A 19,673-nucleotide genomic window follows, 5' to 3' on the forward strand; every position below is an offset into this window, starting at 1 on the left:
CAGTGCCCGCTAAGCCGGGCGCTGCCGCGACCGATCTTGGCAGAGAAGCTGTCGTCCTGCGGATTGGCCTGATTCATGACTCGTCTGTTGCGTGGCGCACGACTGAGCGTCCGGCTGTTCGTCGCGTTCGGGCTCGTGTGCGCCCTGCTCGTGGCGGTGACCGCGATCGGTGTGGCCGGCCAGCGACGGCAGCAGCAGGCCGCCGCCGACGCCGCCGCGATCCAAGTGCTGAGCCGCCAGTCGATGCAGCTCAAGTTCCTGAACGCCGACATGAACAGCTGGGTCATCGCGTACTTCTCGAACCTGTCGAGCCCCGGCGTGTCACCGGCCGACGTGGTGGGCCCGGGCACCAACCGGGACGACGCCGTGAAGGCCAAGACGGCCGCGCTGGCCGTGCTGGGCGAGGTGAGGACCGGCTACCTCACCGCCTCCGAACGCGGCACCTTCGACCAGCTCAAGCAGCAGTTCACCGCGGTGGCGGCCGCCGAGGAGCAGATGGCCGGCCTCCTGAAGCAGAACACCAAGGCCGGCGTCGACGAGGCGATCAAGATCCTGAACGGCGTCTACATCACCGGCGTGCAGAAGATCACCGAGCTGACCACCTCGCTGACCGACTCCACCACCAGCCGCAGCGCGGTCGCCGTGACCAAGGCCAAGGATTCCGCGACGCGCGGTCAGCAGCTGATGGTCGGCGGGTGCGCGCTGGCCCTCCTGCTGGCCATCGTGCTGGCGGTGCTGCTCACCCGCAGCGTGACCGGTCCGGCCCAGCGGGTCGTGGGGGCGCTGCGCCGGATGGCCGACCGTGACCTCACCGCCACCCTCGACGTGAACGGGCGCGACGAGCTGACCGAGATGTCCCGGGCCTTCAACTCCGCGGTCGGCGGCGTACGCGAGGCGCTGTCGCGGGTGTCGGCGCGTACCGAGGGGCTGACCGCGGCGGCACGGGAGCTGGCCGAGGTGTCCGTACGGATGGGCGGCAACGCCGAGGGCACCAGCCGGCAGGCCCTGCTCGTGTCGTCGGCGGCGGAGGACGTGTCGGCGAACGTGGCCGGCATCGCGGCCGCCGCCGAGCAGGTGGACGCGTCCATCGGCGAGATCGCCCGCAGCAGCGAGTCGGCCGTGGGCATCGCGGACCGCGGGGTGACCACCGCGAACAGCACGTCGGAGGCGGTCGGCCGGCTGGCCGCTGCCAGCGAGGAGATCGGCGAGATCGTCAGCACGATCACCTCCATCGCCAAGCAGACCAACCTCCTGGCGCTCAACGCGACCATCGAGGCGGCCCGGGCGGGCGAGTCCGGCCGCGGGTTCGCGGTCGTGGCCGGCGAGGTCAAGAACCTGGCCGCGGAGACCGCGCAGGCGACCGAGGACATCACCGCGAAGATCTCGGCGATCCAGCTGACGACCCAGGACGCCAACGCCGCGATCAGCGAGATCGCCGACGTCGTGGGGCGGATCTCGGCGATCCAGTCGTCGATCGCCTCGTCGGTGCAGGAGCAGGCCGCGACGACCGCCGAGATCGGGCGCACGGTCACCGAGGTGGCCGGCGGCTCACGTCAGATCGCGGAGAACATCTCCGGCGTCGCGTCGACCGCCCACTCGACGAACGAGGGCGCGGGCGAGACCCGGCAGGCCGCGGGCGGCCTCGCCGCGATGGCCGACGAGCTGGGCGAGCTGGTCGCGGCCTTCAAGCTCTGACCGTACGGCCTCAGGTGCGGCGGCGCAGCAGGTACGTGTCCATGATCCAGCCGTGCCGCTCGCGGGCCTCGGCGCGGACCCGGCGGATCTCGTCGGCGACCTCGGCCAGCGGCCCGGAGATCAGCAGCTCGTCGGGGGTCCCGAGGTACGCGCCCCAGTAGATGTCGACGTCGCCCTCGACCGTCCCGAAGCTCTGGTGCGCGTCCAGCATCACGATCACGTCGTCCACGCCCGCCGGCCACTGCTCGGCGAGCCGGCGGCCCGTCGTGACCTGGAACGGCTGCCCCACCCGGTTCACGCCGACCCGATGTTTCGCGGCCAGCGCGGAGACGCTGCTGATGCCCGGCACGACCTCGTACTCGAAGCGGGTCGCGCCGCGCGCGAGGATCTCCTCGAGGATCGCGATGGTCGAGTCGTACAGCGACGGGTCGCCCCAGACCAGGAACGCGCCGACCTCGTCGTCGAGCAGGTGCTCGCTGATCAGCGCCTCGGTCACCTCGGACCGGCGCCGCCGCCAGTCGGCGATCGTGCCCTCGTAGTCGGCGGGGGTCCGGTCCCGGTCCGGGTCGCGGCCCTCGGCGATGCGGCGGCCGGGCTTGCCGTACGCCTTCAACATCCGGCGCCGGAGCTCGATCATGCTCTCCTTGGCCTCGCCCTTGTCGAGCAGGAAGAACACGTCGGTCCGGCCGATCGCCTTGGCTGCCTGCAGGGTGAGGTGGTCGGGGTCGCCGGCCCCGATCCCGATGACGTAGATCTTCCGCACGCCGTGCAGTCTGCCCGATCCGCGCCCGGCTCAGTCCGGGAGGAGGGGCACTGAGGGGTTCAGCTCACGGCCCAGCGACGCCGCCCGGGTCACCGACGAGGACCCGAACCGGTCGCGTACGGCGTCCAGCGCGCTGTCCAGCCCTTCGTCGTGCGGGTCGTCGAAGGGCAGCTCCAGCTGCACCGATCCGTCGCTGTCGAGGTTGCCGACCGCCACGCCGACCAGCGTGATGCCGCGTTCCTCGATCAGCGGGCGGGCGGCGGTCAGCAGGCCGAGCGCGGTCTCCAGGATCGGCCGGGTGTGCACGGTGGCCTTGAGCAGGCTCCGGGAGCGGGTGGCCCGGCTGAAGTCGCCGAAGCGCAGCCGCAGCGTCACCGTGCGCCCGGCGCGGTTCGCCGCCCGCATCCGGCGGGTGACCCGGTCGACGAGCGCGGCCAGCGTCGCCTCGAGCTCCGCGAACGGGCGCGGCCGCCGGCCCAGCGCGCACTGCGAGCCGATCGAGCCGCGCCGGTGCCCGACCCGGACCCGCCGGGGGTCGCGGTTGTGGGCCAGCGCGTGCAGGTGCCGGCCGGCGTGCGCGCCGAGCATCGTGACCAGGGCGGCCTCGCCGATGCGGGCCACGTGGCCGACCGTGCGGATCTGCCGGTCGCGCAGCTTGGCGGCGGTCACCGGCCCGACGCCCCACAGCCGCTCGACCGGCAGCGGGTGCAGGAACGCCAGCTCCTCGCCGGGCTGGACGACCAGCAGGCCGTCGGGCTTGCCCACCCCGCTCGCCACCTTCGCCAGGAACTTCGTGCGGGCCACGCCGACCGTGATCGGCAGACCGGCCCGTTCGCGCACCTCCGCGCGCAGCCGTGCGGCGATCTCGGTGGGCGTACCCCGGATCTTGAGCAGCCCGCCCACCTCGAGGAACGCCTCGTCGATGGAGATGCCCTCGACGATCGGGGTGGTGTCCCGGAAGACCTCGAAGACCGCCTTGCTCGCCGCCGAATACGCCTTCATCCGCGGCGGGACGAGCACCGCCCCCGGGCAGAGCGCGCGGGCCTGCGCGATGCCCATCGGCGTGCGGACGCCGTACGCCTTCGCCTCGTAGCTGGCGGCCAGCACGACCCCGCCGCCGACCAGCACCGGGCGCCCCCGCAGCCCGGGGTCGTCGCGCTGCTCGACCGACGCGTAGAACGAGTCGAGGTCGGCGTGCAGGATGGTCGCCTGGTCAGCCACGGCGTCATCTTAGAACGCCTGTACGAAAGAAGCGATCAGAAGATGTTCAGCAGCACAGCCTGCTTTTCCGCGGCCGCGGTGAGGTAGAACGCCCGGAGCTTGTCGAAGTTCGGGCCCAGGTACGTCTCGAAGACGTCTTCCTCGTCCCAGATGCCCGGGTAGATCTCCGCATCCTCGAGCGCCGCCGCGTCGTAGCGGGCACGCAGCGCGGCCGCGTCCAGATCCCGCAGGCCGGCGGCGACCGCGGCCACGCTTTCCGCCGGGAGCAGGCGCGCAGGGCCGTACCCGGTGTCCTCGCCGACCGGCTCGCCGCCCAGGATCGCCTCTCCGGCACCCGGGGTCGTCTCCCAGGCGTTCCCGGTCAGCAGGAAGTGGATGCCGTGCCACGCCTTGTCGAGGTCGACGTCGGCTTCGCCGGTCACCACCGGGTCGGCGGTGTCGCGTACCTGGCCGGGGGTCAGCCGGCGGCCGGTGAAGATCATGCCCATGGCGGGCATCCTGCCAGACACCGAGAATGGGGCCATGACGACGCGACCGCCGCTGGCCGAGGCCCTGGACCTGCAACCCCACCCGGAGGGCGGGTGGTTCCGCGAGACGTTCCGGTCGCGGGTCGTTTTCGAGCCCGAGGGGTACGCGGGCCCGCGCGCCGCCGCCACCGGCATCTACTTCCTGCTGCAGCCCGGCGAGTCGTCGGCGTGGCACGTGGTGACGTCCGACGAGCTGTGGTTCCTGCACTCCGGCACGCTCGAGCTGCGCCTCGGCGGGAGCGGCGAGAAGCCGGCCGAGCCGGGCGACGTGGTGCTGGTGGATGCCCGCAACCCGCAGGCGCTCGTGCCGGCCGGGGTGTGGCAGGCCGCGTACCCGGTGGGCGGCGAGCCGGTGCTGGTCAGCTGCGTGGTCTCGCCCGGCTTCGACTTCGCCGACTTCCGCATGGCGTAGTGCTGCGGATCACGACGGCCGCGGGAAAGGTGCGGCCACGCCGCCGGTTGTGAGAGTTGAGCGTCCCACGCTCAAGTCTGACCCGGAGGACATCATGGTGCTGCGTAGCGACTTCGACCGTCTCACCGCCCGCGTGTTCGACACCGCCGCCCGGACCGGCGGCGCCCGTCTGGACGCGTACCGCGACGGGGATACGTTCTTCATCGACATCGACCTGCCGGGCGTCGACCCGGCGAGCATCGACATCACTGTCGACCACAAGGTTCTGACCGTCCGGGCCGAGCGCGTCCGGCCCGAGCGTGAGGGTGTGCGGTACCTCGTCGCGGAGCGTCCGATGGGTACGGTGACCCGTCAGGTCTTCCTCGCCGAGACGCTGGACACCGACCGTCTCGAGGCCCGGCACGAGAACGGCGTGCTGACGCTGCGGATCCCGGTCACCGAGCGGGCCAGGCCCCGCCGGATCGAGGTCTCCGCGGCCTGAGCCGAGCGAACGAAAGCGGCGCACCCCGGCGGGTGCGCCGCTTTTGTCGTCCTCAGTGGCCGAAGGCGAAGTAGTTCAGGTTCAGGAACTCGGTGCCGCTGTCGCTCGCGAACGTGAGGAACAGCGTGTGCATGCCGGTCGTCGGCGTGATCATGGTGGTCTGCGTCTGCCAGTTCTGCCAGCCGCCCAGGTTGCCCACGGTCAGCCCGCCGATCGGCGCCGCGGCCGGGCTGTCGAGGTGCAGGTCGACCCGGCCGGTCACGCCGTCGCCCACGTCGGAGGCCACCCGGGCGGCGAACCGGGTGGCCGGCGTCGTGCCGAAGTTGACCTGGTCGTAGCGCAGCCAGTCGCCGTTGTTGACCCAGCCGACGTTCTGCCCGCCGCCCTCGTCCTCGGTGTTCTCGTATTCCGTGCCCTGCTGGTTGGTGGCGCTCTCCGCCTGGATCGTGGTGTACGCGTCGATCCCGCCGACCGGCGCCTCCTCCGGTGTCTCCTCGGACGGCGACGGGCTGAGCGCGGCGCTCGGGGAGGCCGGGGCGGCGGCGGCCGGGGCCGGGGCCGGGGGGTCGTCCTGCAATCGGCCGAGGAGATAGCCGAGCAGGAGCAGCGCGAGGCCGGCCGCGCCGAGCGCGACGCGGCGCCGGGTGACCCTCGAGCGCGAGTGGTACACCCCGGGCGGAGCCGGTGCGGGGATGCTCACGGGTCGAGAGGATAGCCGACCACTGTGATGAGTGACGAAATAACACACAGTAGCGAGGCGTCGGGCGGCGAGGAATGCCTTTCATCATCGCCTTTGCGGAAGATTTCCTGGCGTGCTACGGGATCCGGTCATCGGTTGACATCTCTGAACGCTCGTACCATGGTGGTGAGAGCGCTCTCACCGTCGAGACGGCGATGCGGAGCGTGACGGCCAGGACGCATCCCCCTTCCGTGTCCGCCCCCGAAGCGAGCCTGGCCGGCGTGGGATCCCTCCCGGCCGGTGCTGGGCCCGCGCCACCCGGGGGCCGGACACTGGAGCGCCTGTGCGACTCAATCGCAAAACCCTGCTCGGACTCGCCGTCGCGGCCGTGGCGGTTCCGGCGGCCATCGCGGTGATCCCCACCGCGCAAGCGGCCACCCTGCCCGACGTGCTGCCGCTGACGGTCACGAACAACTCCGGCCGCGGCGAGGCCGTCCACCTGTACGTGCTCGGCGAGTCGGGCGGCAAGCTCGGCTATGTCAGCGAGTCCGGCGCCTTCACGCCCTGGACCGGCGGCGCGAACCCGCCCGCACCCGCACCCGACGTGTCGATCGACGGCCCGGCGAACGGGGCCAGCAAGACCATCGGCGTGCCGCGCGGCCTCTCCGGCCGGATGTACATGGCCTTCGGCGACAAGCTCGACTTCAAGCTCGCGCAGGACGGCGGCCTCGTGCAGCCCGCGCCCTGGGCGGCCGGGGACGCCAACAGCGACATCCTGTTCGACTGGAGCGAGTTCACGTACAACGACGCCGGGGTGTTCATCAACAGCTCGCAGGTGGACATGTTCGCCGTGCCGCACGAGGTGAGCGTGACCGGCTCGGACGGCCGTACGCAGGCCACCGGCGCGCTCAAGCCGGGCGGGCGGACCGCGGTCGTCGACGCCATGAAGGCGGACCCGGAGTTCGCCAAGCTCGTGCAGACCCGCGACGACGGCACCGTGCTGCGCGTGCTCTCCCCGGGCAAGGGCGCCGACGGCGGCTCCTTCGACCCGGACTACCTCGCGTCCTACATCGACGAGGCGTGGGCCGCGTACGCGAACACCGACCTGACCGTGAAGCCGTTCGCCGACCAGCCCGGCAAGGTCTTCAAGGGCCGTACGGCCGGCGACGTCATGACCTTCACCGACGCCACCGGGGCGCAGGCCGCCACGTTCACCAAGCCCAGCACGGCCGACGTCTGGGGCTGCGACGGCAAGCTCGGCGCCCCGAACGACCTGGTCGTCGGCCCGATCGCGCGCAGCCTGTGCGCGGCGCTGCAGCGCACCACGCTGGGCTCGCAGCCGGTCGAGCCGAGCACCGACCCGGCCACCTTCTACCGCCACGACCCGACGAACGAGTACGCCAAGGTCATCCACGAGCAGATGGCCGACGGCAAGGCGTACGCGTTCGCGTTCGACGACGTCGCCAACCAGGAGTCGCTGGTGCACGACGGCAACCCGGCCTCGATCGGCATCACGCTGACGCCGTTCGAGTAGCAGCCCTCAGCCGTTCGGGGCGAGCGCGCTGAGGATCTCCTCGGCGCGTTCGCCCGCGGCGCGTGGGTCCGCGTCCGGTGAGCCGATGAACGGGTCCCAGTTGAGGTCGTAGAACAGCTCGGTGACGCCGGCCTCCGCGTACCGCTGGGCGCCGGCGCGGATCTGGTCCCAGGTGCCCGACAGCGGTACGGCCTCGTCACGCAGCCCGGCCCGGACCACGCCCCGCACCACGATGCTGACGGCGTCCGGGTCCCGGCCCGCCTCCTCGGCGGCCCGCCGCACGATCTGCGCACCGCGGGCGATGTCCTCCAGGCTCGCGCGGCTGCTGCTCACCCACCCGGCGGCGATCCGCCCGGCCCGGCGCAGCGCGATGTCGGCCGTCCCGCCGAGCAGGATCGGCGGGCCACCTGCCTGCACCGGCGGCGGCGCCATGCGGCTCGGCGGGACCCGGTAGAACTCGCCCTCGACGGCGGCCACCTCGCCGGCGAAGAGCGTCCGCAGCACCCGCAGGTACTCCTCGGTGCGCCGCCCGCGCGGGTTCGGGTCCGAGCCGGTCGCCGCGAACTCCACGTCGGACCAGCCCGTGCCCAGCCCCAGCACGAAGCGGCCGCCGGAGAGCACGTCCAGGGTCGTGGCCTGCTTGGCGAGGTACGTGGGGGACAGGTACGGCAGGTTGATCACCGCGACGCCGAGCCGGATGTCGGTGGTGCGGGCGGCGGCGTACGTCAGCGCCAGCATCGGGTCGAGCACGCTGCGGTAGACCGGCGCCAGGTCCTGGCCCTCGCCGGCGAGCAGCCGCTGGAACGCCCACAGCCCGTGATAGCCGAGCTCCTCGGCGCGCATCGCGAACCCGGTCACCGACAGGGGATCGGCCCAGACGCCGGACACGGGGCAGCCACAGCTGATCAACATGCGAGTCACCGTACTGCCCGCGACGGCGGTGGGCCACCAGGGCAGCTTCGGGGCGTCACCCGGGCATAACGGTCAGGCAGATCGAACCGTCGAATCTCAGAAGGCGGTATTCAGCGGTGAACCGGAATCGCGATCGCCCGGCCGGGGTACTCAGGCGGCCCGAAATCGCGTCACCATCGGACCGATTGGTCCGATACGAGGAGATGAGGAGGGCCCCATGAGCGACCCACCCGGCCTGCAGCGGCAGAACCCTCTCAACGCCGAGGATCGCGCCGCGGGCGAGCAGTACGCCGACGACCACGATCCCGGTCGACCCGAGGACTACGCGGGCGATCCCGTCCCCGACCCCTGGGAGGAGGAGCCGGATGGCCAGCTGGATTCTGGTGCCGTGCCTGGTAGCTCTTCGTAACGAGTTCAACCAGCTGGCGCCGAACCGGGACAAGGCCTCGGACGGCTCCATCGGCGACACGTCCCACGCGGCGAGCTCCTCGGACCACAACCCCGACGAGACCGGCAACACGCCGTACGAGGACAGCGACCGCATCAACGAGGTCCACGCCATCGACGTGGACGACGACCTGCGCGAATCCGGCTGGACCATGACCCGGTGCGTGGAGATCATCGTCACCCGCCATCGGGAGGGCCGCGACGACCGGCTGCAGAACATCATCTACAACCGCCGGATCTGGTCCCGGTCATGGGGCTGGACAGCGCGTTCGTACACCGGGGCGAGTTCCCACACCGAGCACGCGCACTTCTCCGCGCGTTACACCACCGCCCAGGAGCGTGACACCAGCCCCTGGGGACTGCTGGAGGCAGACGACGTGACCAAGAGCGAGTTCACCGCCTGGATGACCGAGTGGGCGCGCAGCGCCGCCGGACGTGAGGCCCTGGCCCGGGCCGTGCTGGCGTACGACCCGGGCAGGTCGGGGGCCAACGGCACCATCCCGCCGGGCGGCATCGTGAACCCGGGCGCCGACGCCGCCAACAACCCGACCGTCGGCGCGAACTGGGCGCTCAACCGCGCGATCGTCGCGTCGGTGCTGGGCTATCAGATCCGCGACCGGGTGGACCACGTGCAGGCGAGCATCGACGCGCTGGCCAAGTCGGCCGGCGCCCCGGTGGCAGAGCAGGTCAGCGCGCAGACCGCGCTGGACGCGATCGGCTCCGGCCGGATGTCGCCCGAGGAGGCTGCGGAGGCGTTGCGGGCCGCGCTGGGCGAGGAGGGCGCGGCGAGCGTCGGCCGGCTGCTCACGAGCTGACGAGCTTCGCGTACGGGGCGGGCGCCGCGGTGCCCGCCCCGAGCCGTGCCGGCCGGGCGGCCCGGAAATCCGGTGGACCGTCGCGGCCGGGCGGGTGATCGTGGGCGGATGCGCCAGGACGAGATCTGGGACGCGGACACCGCGAGCCACTACGACACCCCGGGCACCGGCATGTTCGCGCCGGAGGTGCTCGGCCCGGCCGTGGAGCGGCTCGCCGCCCTCGCCGGCGGCGGCCGCGCCCTCGAGTTCGCGATCGGGACCGGCCGGGTGGCGGTGCCGCTCGCCGACCGCGGCGTACCCGTGACCGGCGTCGAGCTGTCCGCGGCGATGATCGCCCGGCTCCGGGAGAAGGCCGGCGAGGCGCGGATCCCGGTGATCGCCGGCGACATGGCTGCCGCCACCGCGCCGGGCGAGTTCACGCTGGTCTATCTCGTGTACAACACGATCTCGAACCTGCTCACCCAGGCCGAGCAGGTGGCGTGCTTCCGCAACGCGGCCCGGCACCTGACGCCGGGCGGCCGGTTCGTCGTCGAGCTGTGGGTGCCCGAACTGCGCAAACTACCGCCCGGGCAGGCCGCGACGGTATTCGCTTGCGAGCCGGGCTACATCGGCCTGGACACGTACGACACCCTCCGCCAGCACGTCGTGTCGCACCACTTCCGCTTCGGCGAGGGGCGGGAGGCGCGACTGGGCCGGTCGCCGCACCGCTACATCTGGCCGGCCGAGCTGGACCTGATGGCCCAGCTCGCCGGCATGGACCTGGAGAGCCGGCACGCGGACTGGTCCGGGGCGGAGTTCACCGCCGACTCCCGCTCGCACGTCTCGGTCTACCGGAAGCTCTAGTTCTCGTCGCCCGTGGCGGTGTGCGGCGAGCCGACCGGCTTGGACTGGGACGAGCCGCGCTGGCGCAGGTAGATCGCGAGGATGGCCATCGACGCCACCGCCAGCAGTTCGGACTGCCAGTTCTGCAGCGTACGGTTCCAGAAGTCCGGCGCCATCAGGTACTGCACCGGGCTCATCGGGTCCTCGAGGTTGCCCAGCTGCTCCTCGTTGAACGCGGCCCGCCCCGCGATGAACTGCGCGACCCACGAGACGACGAAGATCGCTCCCATCACGAGCCCCAGCGAGTTGGAGAACAGGAACAGCTTGAAGCCGCTCGCGTGCGCCCACTTCGGCGAGTCCTCCTGGGCGTACGGGCCGACCTTCTGATCCTTGTCGGACTCCCGGCCGACCTTGTCGAGCTGCTTGGACTCCGGCGACCCCTTCTGCACCAGCCACACGGTCAGGAAGATGAAGAGGAAGAACTGCAGGTACTCCGACTGCCAGTTCTCCGCCACGTCCGCGCCGAAGCTCGCCGAGGTCACGTAGCGGGCGAAGCCGATCGGCTGGAGGCCCTCGGCGAGCTGCTGCTGGTTGTAGTCGGCGAGCCCGGCGAACGCCTGCCCCACCAGCACGACGAGGAACAGCAGCCCGAAGGTCAGCCCCAGGGCGTTCTCCTTGACGAACCGCTTCACCGGTGCAGCACCCCCAGCGTGATGAAGTAGGCCAGGCCCGCGCCCACCACGACCAGCAGCAGGACGAACAGCGTACGCATCGCTCACCCTCCCTGGATCGCGCAGTTGTACGGCTTCTCCCCGCGGGGCGCGCAGCCGGCCGCCACGACCCGCCAGCCGCCCGGGAAGACGGCGAGGAAGAGGGTGTCGTCGGTGAGGCGGACCTGGGCCCACTGGCCGTACACGTCGGTGCCGGTCACCTGGCCCGGCGCCGGCAGGTCCTCGTCGAGGATGGCCTGGTCGCACGGCTGACCGGCGGAGGACTCGATCTCCTCGAGGGTCTCCGGGGCCAGCGTGGCGCACGCGGCGGCGCCGTCCTTGCTGTCGACCGCGGTCAGCAGCTGGAGCGCCACGCCGGCGGCGGCATCACCGCGCTCGCCGACCGATCCGCACCCGGCCAGCCCCAGCAGGAGCAGCGCCGGAATCACTCGCTTCAGCACGAGGCGCGCTTTCCCCCGCGTGGCCGTTTTCAATCATCGAAGATCGTGACGGGGTCAGTTGCTGTACACCCGGGCCGGCGTGATCAGCACGGCGGTGCGGCGCTGCTCGGCCATCACGCGGTCGTATTCGGCCCAGTCGTCGTGGGTGCCGCCGGCAGCGGTGAAGATGTCGCGCAGCAGGCCGGGCAGGGCCTGCGGTGCCAGCCACGGCTGCGCGTCGTCCGGGCCGGCCAGCTCCGCCCGGCCCTCGACGGCCGCCCACTGCCAGCCGTTGCGGAACGTCACGGTCAGCTGGGGGCGGGCGCGCAGGTTGGCCAGCTTCACCCGCCCGTACGTGACGAAGGCCAGCACCCGGCCGCCGGTCGCCGGATGGGCCACCAGCCCGGCGTTGACCAGCGAGGACTGGATCGTCGCGTCCGCGCGCAGGGTGGCGACCACGGCCAGCCCGCTGTCCTCGCGAGCCAGGACAGGCCCTAGGCCCCAGGCCTCCTCGAGGCTGGTCACGCCGCGACCTCCGCCTCGTGCAGGAACCGTTCGATCCAGGCGATGCGCTGCGCGCTCAGCCCGGCGTCGCGGGCCTGCCGCAGCGCCTCGCGGACATGGGCCAGGCCCTGATCGCGCAGGCCGTCGGCGATCTCGGCCAGACCGAGCGCCATCGTGCCGCCCGGGATCCAGCGCGGATCGCCGAGCTCGGCGCGCAGGTCGTGGGAGATCCGCAGGTGGTGCAGGGCCAGGTCCGACCCCAGGTCGCCGAGGGTGTGGAAGAAGCCGATGTGCCGGTGCAGCTCGCTGCGCAGCAGCAGGTCGTCGTGCCGCTCGGCCAGCTCCAGCGCCTCGCGGAAGCACGGCATCGCCGTGTCCCAGTCGCCGCGCAGCACCTGGTGGACCAGCCCGAGGCCGAAGAGCGACTCCGCCACGCCGGCCTCGTCGCCGAGCTCGCGCCGGATCGCCAGGGCCTGCTCGAAGAGCCGTTGCTCGGCGTCGCCGTCGGCCTGCGCGAGGTCGCCCTCGATCGCCCGGAAGTGGGCGAGCATCCCGAGCCGGTCGAGCGCCGCGGCCTCCAGCGCCCGGTCGCCCTCCGCCCGGGCGCGCTCCAGCAGGCCGGTGAAGGTGGCCTCCGCCTCGGCATAGTCGCCGGTACGGAATGCCGCCTCGTACATGGCCTCCGTGCCGGCCGTCAGTGTGTCCCCCGTCGTCCCCATATGCGCCACGCTACTGCCGTTCGGGGCGGCGCGGGCTCCTAAAGGGCGTCGACCGCCTCGGGAACAGGGGTGTCGCCGCCGAAGAGCTCGAACGTGAGCCCGGCCGTCCGCGGCGAGGTCAGCACGTACGCCAGCACCGCCGCCACGTCGTCACGTGGCACCGGCCCGCGGCCGCCGAGCTCCCGGCTCACCCGGACCAGGCCCGTGCCCGGCTCGTCGGTCAGCGACCCCGGCCGGACGATCGTCGCGTCCAGCCCCGAGGCCCGCACGTAGTCGTCCGCCTCCGCCTTCGCCAGCAGGTACGCCCGCATCGGCTCGCCCGCGGACTCCGGCCGGTCCGCCCCGATCGACGAGACCATCACGTAGCGGCGTACCCCGGTGGAGAGGGCCGCGTCGGCCAGCTTGACCGCACCGCCCAGGTCGACCGTCCGCTTGCGCTCGGGCCCGCTGCCCGGGCCCGCGCCGGCGGCGAAGACCACGGCGTCGGCGCCGCGCACGTACGCGTCCAGCGTCTCGTCGTTCTCGAGATCGCCGAGCACCGGCACGGCCCCGGCCGCCTCGAGGTCGGCCGCGTGCTGCGGTGACCGGATGAGCCCACGGGCGGTGTGTCCCTGCCCGGCGAGGAGCCGCAGGAGGCGGAGCGCGACCTTGCCGTGCCCGCCGGCGACGAGAATGTCCATGGGCTCAGTCTTCTCCGTTTCCGGCCGGTGTGAACGCGACGTCGCTCACGTCGGCGGCCAGCTCGGTGAAGTCGGTGCCGTAGGCCTCCGGTTCGCGGATGCGCAGCACGAGGCAGAACGGCCGGTCGGCGCCGTACTGCCGGAAGAGGTCCCGGTGGTGGTCCGCCAGGTGGCGCGCCGCCGCCAGGTTGCCGTCGGAGCTGAGCCCGCCGAGGAAGTACACCGGCCGGCTCGCCGTCGGCGCCCGGAAGCGGGCCAGGACCGCGTACCGGACGTCGCGGCTGTTGGCGTAGCGGGTGGTACCGATCACGAAGATGTTCTTCTCGTCGGGGCGGTACTCCACTCCCGGCAGGGCCGTCCGCAGGTGAACGGCCGCACGGGGGTTCGCCGAGGGGCCGCCGACGCAGAACTCCGTCACCCGGCCCAGCTCCTGGCGCAGTTCCGCGCCGCCCACGACGTCCGCGCGGGCGCCGCACTCGCGGACCAGCGTGGCGAGCTCCACCAGGGCGGCCACGTCGCGGCGGTGCACGCTGTCGTCGCTGGGTGACGAGAAGTGCCGCGACGCCACCAGCAGGGCGCCGGCGCCGGGGGCGAGGCCGAAGAAAGCGCGTTCCCGGTCGAGCCGGCGGCGCCGGACCGCGAACTGGGCCAGCCACACCGCGCTACCGGCGATGACGCTGGCGAGAAGGTTGATCAGCAGGTCGCCCACGCAGTTATGGTGACCGATGCCGCCGAGCGGGGATCAGGCGGACTCGCGGATCACCAGCGTGGGCTGGAACGTCACCGAGCGGGGGAGCCGGCCCGGCGAGGCGATGTGCGCCATCAGGACCTCGGCCATCTCGGCCGCCATCTCCTCGACCGGCTGCCGGATCGTGGTCAGCAGGGGACGGCAGTCCAGCGCCGCGCTGCTGTCGTCGAAGCCGACCACGGCGACGTCGTCGGGCACCCGGCGGCCGAGGTCCTGCACCGCGCGCAGGGCGCCCTCGGCCATGAGGTCGCTGGCGACGAAGAGCCCGTCGATGTCCGGGTGGCCGGCGAGCAGCCGCCGGGCGCACTCCTCGCCGCCGTGCCGGGTGAAGTCGCCCTCGAGCGACGGGACGTCGGCGAAGCCGCGGTCGGCCAGGTACGACCGGAAGCCCTCGAGCCGGTCCAGCCCGGCCGGCATGTCGAGCGGCCCGCTGATCGTGGCGAGCCGCCGGCAGCCGCGGGCCAGCAGATGCTCCGCGGCGAGCCGGGCGCCGAGACGCTGGTCGACGTCGACGAAGCTGGCGGCCAGCGGGGAGGCCGGGCGGGCCGAGACCACCGCGGGGATGCCGAGCTCGTGCACCTGCCTCGGCAGCGGGTCCTGCTCGTGGCTGCTGATCAGCAGCACCCCGTCGACGTGGCCCTGGCGCAGGTACCGCAGCACGTGGTGGTGGTCGGTCGAGTCGGTCGGGATGATCACCAGGTGGATGTCGTGGGGGCGCAGCGCGCTGGTCGCCCCGGCGGTGACCCGGCCGAAGTACGGGTCGGTGAAGACCCGGTTGAGGAACGACGAGTCGTACGGCCGCTCCGGCTCGGAGATCACCAGTGCGACCGAGTTCGACTTGCGGGTGACCAGGCTGCGGGCCGCGACGTTGGGCACGTACCCGGTCTCGGCGATGGCCCGCTGGACCATCTCCCGGATCTTCGCGTCGACGCTGGGAGCCCCGTTGATCACCCGGGACACGGTCGCCCGCGACACCCCGGCCGCCTCCGCGACCTGGTCCATCGTCGGGTTCTGGCCGCCGCGACCGGCCCGGGAATTCATGGGCTCTGTTATAGCACCGGCCCTGATCTCTCTGAGAGCGCTCTCCGGCCCCCAGCCTCGCGCGACCTCGGCGCCGGCCGCGAGGCCGGGTCCCCGGCCGCCGGTGCCGGGCGCGGTGCGGGGTGCCCGGCCGCCGGTGCCGGGCGCGGTGCGGGGTGCCCGGCCGCCGGTGCCGGGTGCGGCGCCGGCGGCCGGGGCGGACATCAGGGACGCCCGTTCGTGCCGCACTTCACGATGACGCGGATGCAGTCGTTGACCCGGCGGGCCATCTCGTCCACCGGCCACGCGTTGAAGAAGTCGCCGTGCATCGTGTACCCGCGTCCCGACGCCAGCCGGAAACCGGCCGGGTTGCCGCTCACCGGGTACCGCATGACCTGGCGCAGCTTCGGCACGACCACCGGGTGGGTGGCCGGGCAGGCGTTGTTCACCGGGTACGCCATGTGGCTCTTGTGGTCGGCCGAGTCCAGGTTCACCCCGTCCCAGCAGTGCGGGAAGTCCAGGTACGACTCCAGCATCGAGCCGGCCGGGCAGGTCACGAAGTCGTGCGACGGGTTCACCTCGCCGGCGCCCAGGCAGGACCACCGGGAGATCGTGTTGTCCTGCGGGCCGGTGGCCTTCGCGTTGCCGGCGACGATGCGCAGGCCCAGCGGGAACGGCTGGGTCTGGGCGATCAGCGCGTCGCTGACCCCCTCGCCCAGGTAGTAGAAGACGCCGGTGGTCGGCTCGACCGGGACGTCGTTGTTGTAGAAGGTCGGGATCCAGTACGCCGACTTGTCCACCGACGGGTTGCAGTTGCTGTTGGCGTTGAGCAGGTCGGTGACCGTCGTGCTCGCCTTGGTCGTCTCGCTGCCGAAGAAGCTGTGCATGTGCGAGGCGCCGGGCATGTTCGGGAAGATGATCGGGTCGTCGGGGAGGCGGTGGCTGGCCGGGCAGTCGGCGAGGAATTCGGCGACGCGTACGGCGCCCGGCGGGATGGTCGGCGGCGGAGCCGTGCCGCCGCCGGTGCCGTACACCTCGAACTCGGTGAGCGAGACGCCCCACTGGGTGGCGCGGGCCAGCGATTCGAGGCGGACGTAGCGGCCGGAGCCGGAGACCGCGACGCTCTGCCGGCCGCCGGTGCCGGCGACGTTGGTTCTGAGATCGGTCCAGGTGCTGCCGTTGGCGGAGATCTTCAGGTTGAAGGTCTTCGCGTACGCGGCCTCCCAGTTCAGCACGACCGAGGAGACGGTGGCCGTGCCGCCGAGGTCGACCTGGAGCCATTGCGGGTCGCTGAACGCGCTGGACCAGCGGGTGCCGGGGTTGCCGTCGACGGCGTTGGAGGCGGGGAAGGCCGCGGATTCCGTCGACGATGCGGTGGCCGTACGCCCCTGGGAGAGCAGGCCGTCCGCGGCGCTGGCGCCGGTCTGGGTGAGCGCGAGGTAGGTGGTCATGAGGGCGGCCACCGAGGCGGCCAGGACTGCGGTTTTCCGCATGGGGATCCTTCCGGGGAAGAAAGGTGCCGGGGCGGAGATGGGGGCTCCGCCCCGGCGAGGTGGATGTCGCCGTCAGGTCACTGGTAGACCCGGACGTAGTCGACGAGCATCCGGGAGGGGAACGGGGTGGAAGCGTCGATCGGGCCGGGGAAGTCGCCGCCGACCGCGAGGTTGAGGATGATGTAGAACGGGTGGTCGAAGATCCACGGGCCGCGGGTCGCCTCGACGGTGGCCTTGCTGGCGTAGAAGACCTGGTTGCCGTCGAGCAGGAACTTGATGCCCTTGCTGTCCCACTCGGCCGCCCAGACGTGGAAGTCCTGCGACAGGTCCACGGTGGCGTACTTCTGGCCGTAGCCGCCGGCACCGTTGTACTGCGGGGCGTGCAGCGTGGAGTAGGCCTCGCTGGTGTTGCGGCCGAGGACCTCCATGATGTCGACCTCGCCGTTGTACGGCCACGGGCGCCCGGTGAGGAAGTCGGCGCCCATCATCCAGAACGCCGGCCACAGCCCGTTGCCCTTCGGTACCTTGATCCGGGCCTCGACGCGGCCGTACTGGAAGCTGAACTTGTTGCCGGTGTTCATCCGGGCCGAGGTGTAGTCACGGCCGTTGACGGTCTCCTTGCGGGCCTCGATCACCAGCTGGCCCTGGCCGTTCATCTGCGCGTTGTTGCTGTTCTCGGTGTAGTACTGGACCTCGCCGTTCTGCGGGACGCCCGGGTCGTACGTCCACTTCGCGGTGCTCGGCTTCGTGCCGGCCGGGTCGTTGAACTCGTCCTGGAACACCAGGCGGGTGGCCGGGAACGTGGGGTCGGCGGGCCTGGCGGGCGGAGTGGTCGGTGCGCCGCCGGTGCCGTACACGTTGAAGTCGTACAGCGAGTAGCCGTACGGGCCGACGCGGGTGGTGCCGTACATGCGCACGTAGCGGCCGGAGCCCGAGACGTTCAGGACCTCCTTGAAGCCCTTGCCGGTCGTCGTCGAGTAGATGTCGGTCCAGGTGCTCGCGTTCGGCGACACCTGGATCTTGTACGCGGTCGCGTACGCCGGGTCCCATTGCAGCTCCACCCGGCTGATCTGCGCGGTGGCGCCGAGGTCGACGTAGATCCAGCCCGGGTCCACCCAGCCGGTGGTCGAGCTGGTCGCCCAGCGGGTCGCCGGATCCAGGTCGACCGCCTTGTTCGCGGTGCACGGGTTGCAGTTGACGTCGTTCTGCTCGCTCGAGGCCACGGCCGGCTTGTTGTACGACAGCAGCACCGCGCTGCCCGGCGGCGGGGTGGTCGGCGGCGTCGTGGGCGGCGTCGTCGTGCCGTCGGCGTACACCTGGAACTCCCACAGCGAGTAGCCGTAGATGGACAGGGCCCGCTCGGTGAGGTTGAGCCGGACGTAGCGCGCGCTGCCGGTGACGGGGATGTTCTGCGCGCCGACGTTGCCCCGCAACGTGTTCGTGGCGTTGGTGAACGTGGTGCCGTTCGTGGAGAACTGGACGGTGAAGGCGGTCGCGTACGCGTTCTCCCAGTTCAGGTTGACCCGGGTGACGGCCATCGTGGAGCCGAGGTCGACCTGGATCCATTGGCCGGCGGAGAACGCGCTCGACCAGCGGGTGCCGGTGTTGCCGTCGGTGGCGGCGGAGGCGGGCGTGCCCTCCCACTCGACCGACGAGGCGGTGGTCGGCTTGCCCTGCGAAACGACGGCCTCGGCCGCGGCGGCATTGCCGGTCGTGGCGACGAAGTAGGCGCCGAACATGCCGAGCAGCGAGGCACCGAGGGCGGCCAGGCGTACCCGGCCGCGTCTGCGGCCACCGCCTCGGAACACAGCGGAACTCATGCGGGGGTTCCTCCTTGCGGGGAATCAAGAAGAGGGGATGGGGATGGGGATGGATGTGTCGTACTGGTTACCGAGCGACTACAAGTGGGGGAAAGCGCTCTTTGGTACGACACTCTGAACCGTCCACTTCACGGGTGTCAATGCCTGGTCAGAGCTCGGGAAGCGCTTTCTCGTACGCGTTCTCGCGTCTTCGCAGGTAGACGCCGTGCGGCCGGAAAATGACGGTCAGGTTCCGGAACTGAGCGGGCGCGTCATCATGAGCGCCAGGTCGTCGTCCACCCGTACGGGCGTCCCCGGCGGCACCGGCGTCGCCCCGTACGCGACACCGCGGCCGTCGGGCAGATAGCCCCGCCGGAGGTACATCAGGTGCGCGGCGGCGTAGTCCGCATACAGCCCCACCCCGATCCCGGCCGTGGGCGAGCGCTCAGCGATCAGCGCCTCCGCCCGGTCCATCAGGGCCCGGGCGATCCCGCGCCGACGCAGATGCGGCAGCACGTTGAGGTCGGTGATCTCGGGAGTGCCGGCCGCCCGGAACGGCTCGTAGCCGCTCCGCCAGTGCACCGTCAGATACCCCGCGAACCGGCCGTCCACCGCGGCGACGAGCACCGTGCGTGATCCCTCCCGCTGATCGGAGAGGTACGAGCGGTACAGGGCGGCGTCCTTGCCGGGCCATCCGATCGCGGCGAACGCGGCCGGGATCTCCTCGAGGTCGTGCTCCTCCAGGAGCCGGATCTCCGGGACGACCGCGAGGTGGTAACGGTCGTACGAGTCGAACTCGGCCACCCGCGAGAAGCCCAGCCGGCGAAGAACCGCGACGCTCCGGTCGTTGCCGTGCGTCACCCCGGCGAAGACGTCCGTGGCGCCCAGCGACCGGGCGTGCTCCAGCACGGCGAGCACCGCCGCCGTCGCGTAACCGTGGCCGGTGGCGTCCTCGCTCAGCCAGTAGCCGATCCCGTAGCGGGGCGGGTCCACCGGCACCAGGTCGACCCGGCCGATGAGGCGGTCGTGCAGGACGATGCCGTACCGCAGGGGTGACGGTTCCGACAGCCGCACCGTCACATCGTCCACACTGGCCGCCGCCTCGTCCCGGTAGTCCCCGAGCCGCGTCAGGTGGGCGGTGTTCCGCCGTACGAGAGCGTGGTATTCCCCGGCGTCGCGGGCATCGAGGTGCCGCAGGCGAAGGCCGTCGATCGTGGTCCGCATCCCCGCAGCCTCCGGCGCGGGCCCCGGG

22 protein-coding genes are annotated in these 19,673 nt (G+C 71.9%); 7 read left to right on the forward strand and 15 right to left on the reverse strand.

Annotation, left to right across the window (positions count from 1 at the left end):
- Positions 1–75: 75 nt before the first annotated feature.
- A complete protein-coding gene (locus IT780_RS10175) occupies positions 76–1,695 on the forward strand; it encodes a methyl-accepting chemotaxis protein (protein WP_199511191.1) in 1,620 nt (539 codons plus the stop codon).
- Positions 1,696–1,705: 10 nt separating this feature from the next.
- Here the strand turns inward: IT780_RS10175 and cobF are convergent, their stop codons facing one another.
- Genes cobF through IT780_RS10190 form a run of 3 tightly spaced genes read right to left on the reverse strand, consistent with a single transcriptional unit; the run spans position 1,706 to position 4,167 of the window.
- Positions 1,706–2,458, reverse strand: a complete 753-nt coding sequence (cobF, locus tag IT780_RS10180) for a precorrin-6A synthase (deacetylating) (RefSeq protein WP_199511192.1) — start codon at positions 2,456–2,458, stop codon at positions 1,706–1,708.
- Positions 2,459–2,488: 30 nt separating this feature from the next.
- On the reverse strand, positions 2,489–3,679 hold the full coding sequence (gene dinB / locus IT780_RS10185; RefSeq protein ID WP_199511193.1) for a DNA polymerase IV: 1,191 nt from the start codon (positions 3,677–3,679) through the stop codon (positions 2,489–2,491).
- Between the two features lie 35 nt (positions 3,680–3,714).
- A complete protein-coding gene (locus IT780_RS10190) occupies positions 3,715–4,167 on the reverse strand; it encodes a YfbM family protein (RefSeq protein ID WP_199511194.1) in 453 nt (150 codons plus the stop codon).
- A 34-nt stretch (positions 4,168–4,201) separates the two neighbouring features.
- Here IT780_RS10190 and IT780_RS10195 point away from each other — a divergent pair, with 34 nt between their 5' ends.
- Together IT780_RS10195 and IT780_RS10200 are read left to right on the forward strand one after the other, a co-directional pair.
- The gene (locus IT780_RS10195) at positions 4,202–4,618 is read left to right on the forward strand and encodes a cupin domain-containing protein (protein WP_199511195.1); all 417 of its coding nucleotides are present in this window, start codon (positions 4,202–4,204) and stop codon (positions 4,616–4,618) included.
- A gap of 94 nt (positions 4,619–4,712) precedes the next feature.
- Positions 4,713–5,099, forward strand: a complete 387-nt coding sequence (locus tag IT780_RS10200) for an Hsp20/alpha crystallin family protein (protein WP_199511196.1) — start codon at positions 4,713–4,715, stop codon at positions 5,097–5,099.
- A gap of 52 nt (positions 5,100–5,151) precedes the next feature.
- Here the strand turns inward: IT780_RS10200 and IT780_RS10205 are convergent, their stop codons facing one another.
- A complete protein-coding gene (locus IT780_RS10205; protein ID WP_199511197.1) occupies positions 5,152–5,799 on the reverse strand; it encodes a carbohydrate-binding protein in 648 nt (215 codons plus the stop codon).
- Positions 5,800–6,121: 322 nt separating this feature from the next.
- On the opposite strand from IT780_RS10205, the gene IT780_RS10210 reads away from it, so the two are divergent.
- Entirely contained in the window at positions 6,122–7,312 is a 1,191-nt protein-coding gene (locus IT780_RS10210) for a glycoside hydrolase family 64 protein (RefSeq protein ID WP_199511198.1), read from the forward strand.
- A gap of 6 nt (positions 7,313–7,318) precedes the next feature.
- Here the strand turns inward: IT780_RS10210 and IT780_RS10215 are convergent, their stop codons facing one another.
- Entirely contained in the window at positions 7,319–8,224 is a 906-nt protein-coding gene (locus tag IT780_RS10215) for a TIGR03619 family F420-dependent LLM class oxidoreductase (RefSeq protein ID WP_199511199.1), read from the reverse strand.
- Positions 8,225–8,441: 217 nt separating this feature from the next.
- On the opposite strand from IT780_RS10215, the gene IT780_RS10220 reads away from it, so the two are divergent.
- The 3 genes from IT780_RS10220 to IT780_RS10230 all read left to right on the forward strand — a co-directional run bounded on the left by IT780_RS10220 (position 8,442) and on the right by IT780_RS10230 (position 10,329).
- Positions 8,442–8,633, forward strand: a complete 192-nt coding sequence (locus tag IT780_RS10220; RefSeq protein ID WP_199511200.1) for a hypothetical protein — start codon at positions 8,442–8,444, stop codon at positions 8,631–8,633.
- Complete coding sequence (locus IT780_RS10225) at positions 8,590–9,486, forward strand: hypothetical protein (protein ID WP_199511201.1); 897 nt, start codon at positions 8,590–8,592, stop codon at positions 9,484–9,486. The genes IT780_RS10220 and IT780_RS10225 overlap by 44 nt, the downstream gene beginning before the upstream one ends.
- Before the next feature lie 108 nt (positions 9,487–9,594).
- A complete protein-coding gene (locus IT780_RS10230) occupies positions 9,595–10,329 on the forward strand; it encodes a class I SAM-dependent methyltransferase (RefSeq protein ID WP_199511202.1) in 735 nt (244 codons plus the stop codon).
- On the opposite strand, the gene IT780_RS10235 is transcribed toward IT780_RS10230, so the two are convergent.
- The 10 genes from IT780_RS10235 to IT780_RS10280 form a co-directional block, all read right to left on the reverse strand.
- A complete protein-coding gene (locus IT780_RS10235) occupies positions 10,326–11,000 on the reverse strand; it encodes a DUF6766 family protein (RefSeq protein ID WP_199511203.1) in 675 nt (224 codons plus the stop codon). The genes IT780_RS10230 and IT780_RS10235 overlap by 4 nt on opposite strands.
- A gap of 83 nt (positions 11,001–11,083) precedes the next feature.
- Positions 11,084–11,479, reverse strand: coding sequence for a hypothetical protein (locus IT780_RS10240; RefSeq protein ID WP_307831119.1), 396 nt, complete (start codon positions 11,477–11,479; stop codon positions 11,084–11,086).
- A gap of 54 nt (positions 11,480–11,533) precedes the next feature.
- The gene (locus tag IT780_RS10245; protein WP_199511204.1) at positions 11,534–11,983 is read right to left on the reverse strand and encodes a TIGR03618 family F420-dependent PPOX class oxidoreductase; all 450 of its coding nucleotides are present in this window, start codon (positions 11,981–11,983) and stop codon (positions 11,534–11,536) included.
- On the reverse strand, positions 11,980–12,681 hold the full coding sequence (locus IT780_RS10250) for a tetratricopeptide repeat protein (RefSeq protein WP_199511205.1): 702 nt from the start codon (positions 12,679–12,681) through the stop codon (positions 11,980–11,982). Before IT780_RS10250 ends, IT780_RS10245 begins: the two co-directional genes overlap by 4 nt.
- 38 nt (positions 12,682–12,719) lie before the next feature.
- On the reverse strand, positions 12,720–13,361 hold the full coding sequence (locus tag IT780_RS10255; RefSeq protein WP_199511206.1) for an SDR family oxidoreductase: 642 nt from the start codon (positions 13,359–13,361) through the stop codon (positions 12,720–12,722).
- Between the two features lie 4 nt (positions 13,362–13,365).
- On the reverse strand, positions 13,366–14,070 hold the full coding sequence (locus IT780_RS10260; protein ID WP_199511207.1) for a hypothetical protein: 705 nt from the start codon (positions 14,068–14,070) through the stop codon (positions 13,366–13,368).
- A 33-nt stretch (positions 14,071–14,103) separates the two neighbouring features.
- Positions 14,104–15,150, reverse strand: coding sequence for a LacI family DNA-binding transcriptional regulator (locus IT780_RS10265; RefSeq protein ID WP_233412520.1), 1,047 nt, complete (start codon positions 15,148–15,150; stop codon positions 14,104–14,106).
- Positions 15,151–15,353: 203 nt separating this feature from the next.
- Complete coding sequence (locus tag IT780_RS10270) at positions 15,354–16,622, reverse strand: DUF1996 domain-containing protein (RefSeq protein WP_199511208.1); 1,269 nt, start codon at positions 16,620–16,622, stop codon at positions 15,354–15,356.
- A gap of 77 nt (positions 16,623–16,699) precedes the next feature.
- Positions 16,700–18,442 carry a discoidin domain-containing protein gene (locus IT780_RS10275; protein WP_199511209.1) on the reverse strand — a complete coding sequence of 581 codons (1,743 nt, stop codon included), beginning with the start codon at positions 18,440–18,442 and terminating at the stop codon, positions 16,700–16,702.
- 225 nt (positions 18,443–18,667) lie between these two features.
- On the reverse strand, positions 18,668–19,645 hold the full coding sequence (locus IT780_RS10280; RefSeq protein ID WP_199511210.1) for a GNAT family N-acetyltransferase: 978 nt from the start codon (positions 19,643–19,645) through the stop codon (positions 18,668–18,670).
- Between the last annotated feature and the right edge of the window lie 28 nt (positions 19,646–19,673).

Origin of the sequence: Nucisporomicrobium flavum (assembly GCF_016464385.1) — a bacterium.
GTDB lineage: Bacteria > Actinomycetota > Actinomycetes > Mycobacteriales > Micromonosporaceae > Actinoplanes > Actinoplanes flavus_A.

Excerpts from the sequence above, each read along its gene's own strand:
- IT780_RS10175 (WP_199511191.1), top strand. The coding sequence starts at position 76 with ATGACTCGTCTGTTGCGTGGCGCACGACTGAGCGTCCGGCTGTTCGTC.
- IT780_RS10190 (WP_199511194.1), bottom strand. The coding sequence starts at position 4,167 with ATGGGCATGATCTTCACCGGCCGCCGGCTGACCCCCGGCCAGGTACGC.
- IT780_RS10195 (WP_199511195.1), top strand. The coding sequence starts at position 4,202 with ATGACGACGCGACCGCCGCTGGCCGAGGCCCTGGACCTGCAACCCCAC.
- IT780_RS10200 (WP_199511196.1), top strand. The coding sequence starts at position 4,713 with ATGGTGCTGCGTAGCGACTTCGACCGTCTCACCGCCCGCGTGTTCGAC.
- IT780_RS10215 (WP_199511199.1), bottom strand. The coding sequence starts at position 8,224 with ATGTTGATCAGCTGTGGCTGCCCCGTGTCCGGCGTCTGGGCCGATCCC.
- IT780_RS10220 (WP_199511200.1), top strand. The coding sequence starts at position 8,442 with ATGAGCGACCCACCCGGCCTGCAGCGGCAGAACCCTCTCAACGCCGAG.
- IT780_RS10225 (WP_199511201.1), top strand. The coding sequence starts at position 8,590 with ATGGCCAGCTGGATTCTGGTGCCGTGCCTGGTAGCTCTTCGTAACGAG.
- IT780_RS10230 (WP_199511202.1), top strand. The coding sequence starts at position 9,595 with ATGCGCCAGGACGAGATCTGGGACGCGGACACCGCGAGCCACTACGAC.
- IT780_RS10250 (WP_199511205.1), bottom strand. The coding sequence starts at position 12,681 with ATGGGGACGACGGGGGACACACTGACGGCCGGCACGGAGGCCATGTAC.
- IT780_RS10255 (WP_199511206.1), bottom strand. The coding sequence starts at position 13,361 with ATGGACATTCTCGTCGCCGGCGGGCACGGCAAGGTCGCGCTCCGCCTC.
- IT780_RS10265 (WP_233412520.1), bottom strand. The coding sequence starts at position 15,150 with ATGAATTCCCGGGCCGGTCGCGGCGGCCAGAACCCGACGATGGACCAG.
- IT780_RS10270 (WP_199511208.1), bottom strand. The coding sequence starts at position 16,622 with ATGCGGAAAACCGCAGTCCTGGCCGCCTCGGTGGCCGCCCTCATGACC.
- IT780_RS10275 (WP_199511209.1), bottom strand. The coding sequence starts at position 18,442 with ATGAGTTCCGCTGTGTTCCGAGGCGGTGGCCGCAGACGCGGCCGGGTA.
- IT780_RS10280 (WP_199511210.1), bottom strand. The coding sequence starts at position 19,645 with ATGCGGACCACGATCGACGGCCTTCGCCTGCGGCACCTCGATGCCCGC.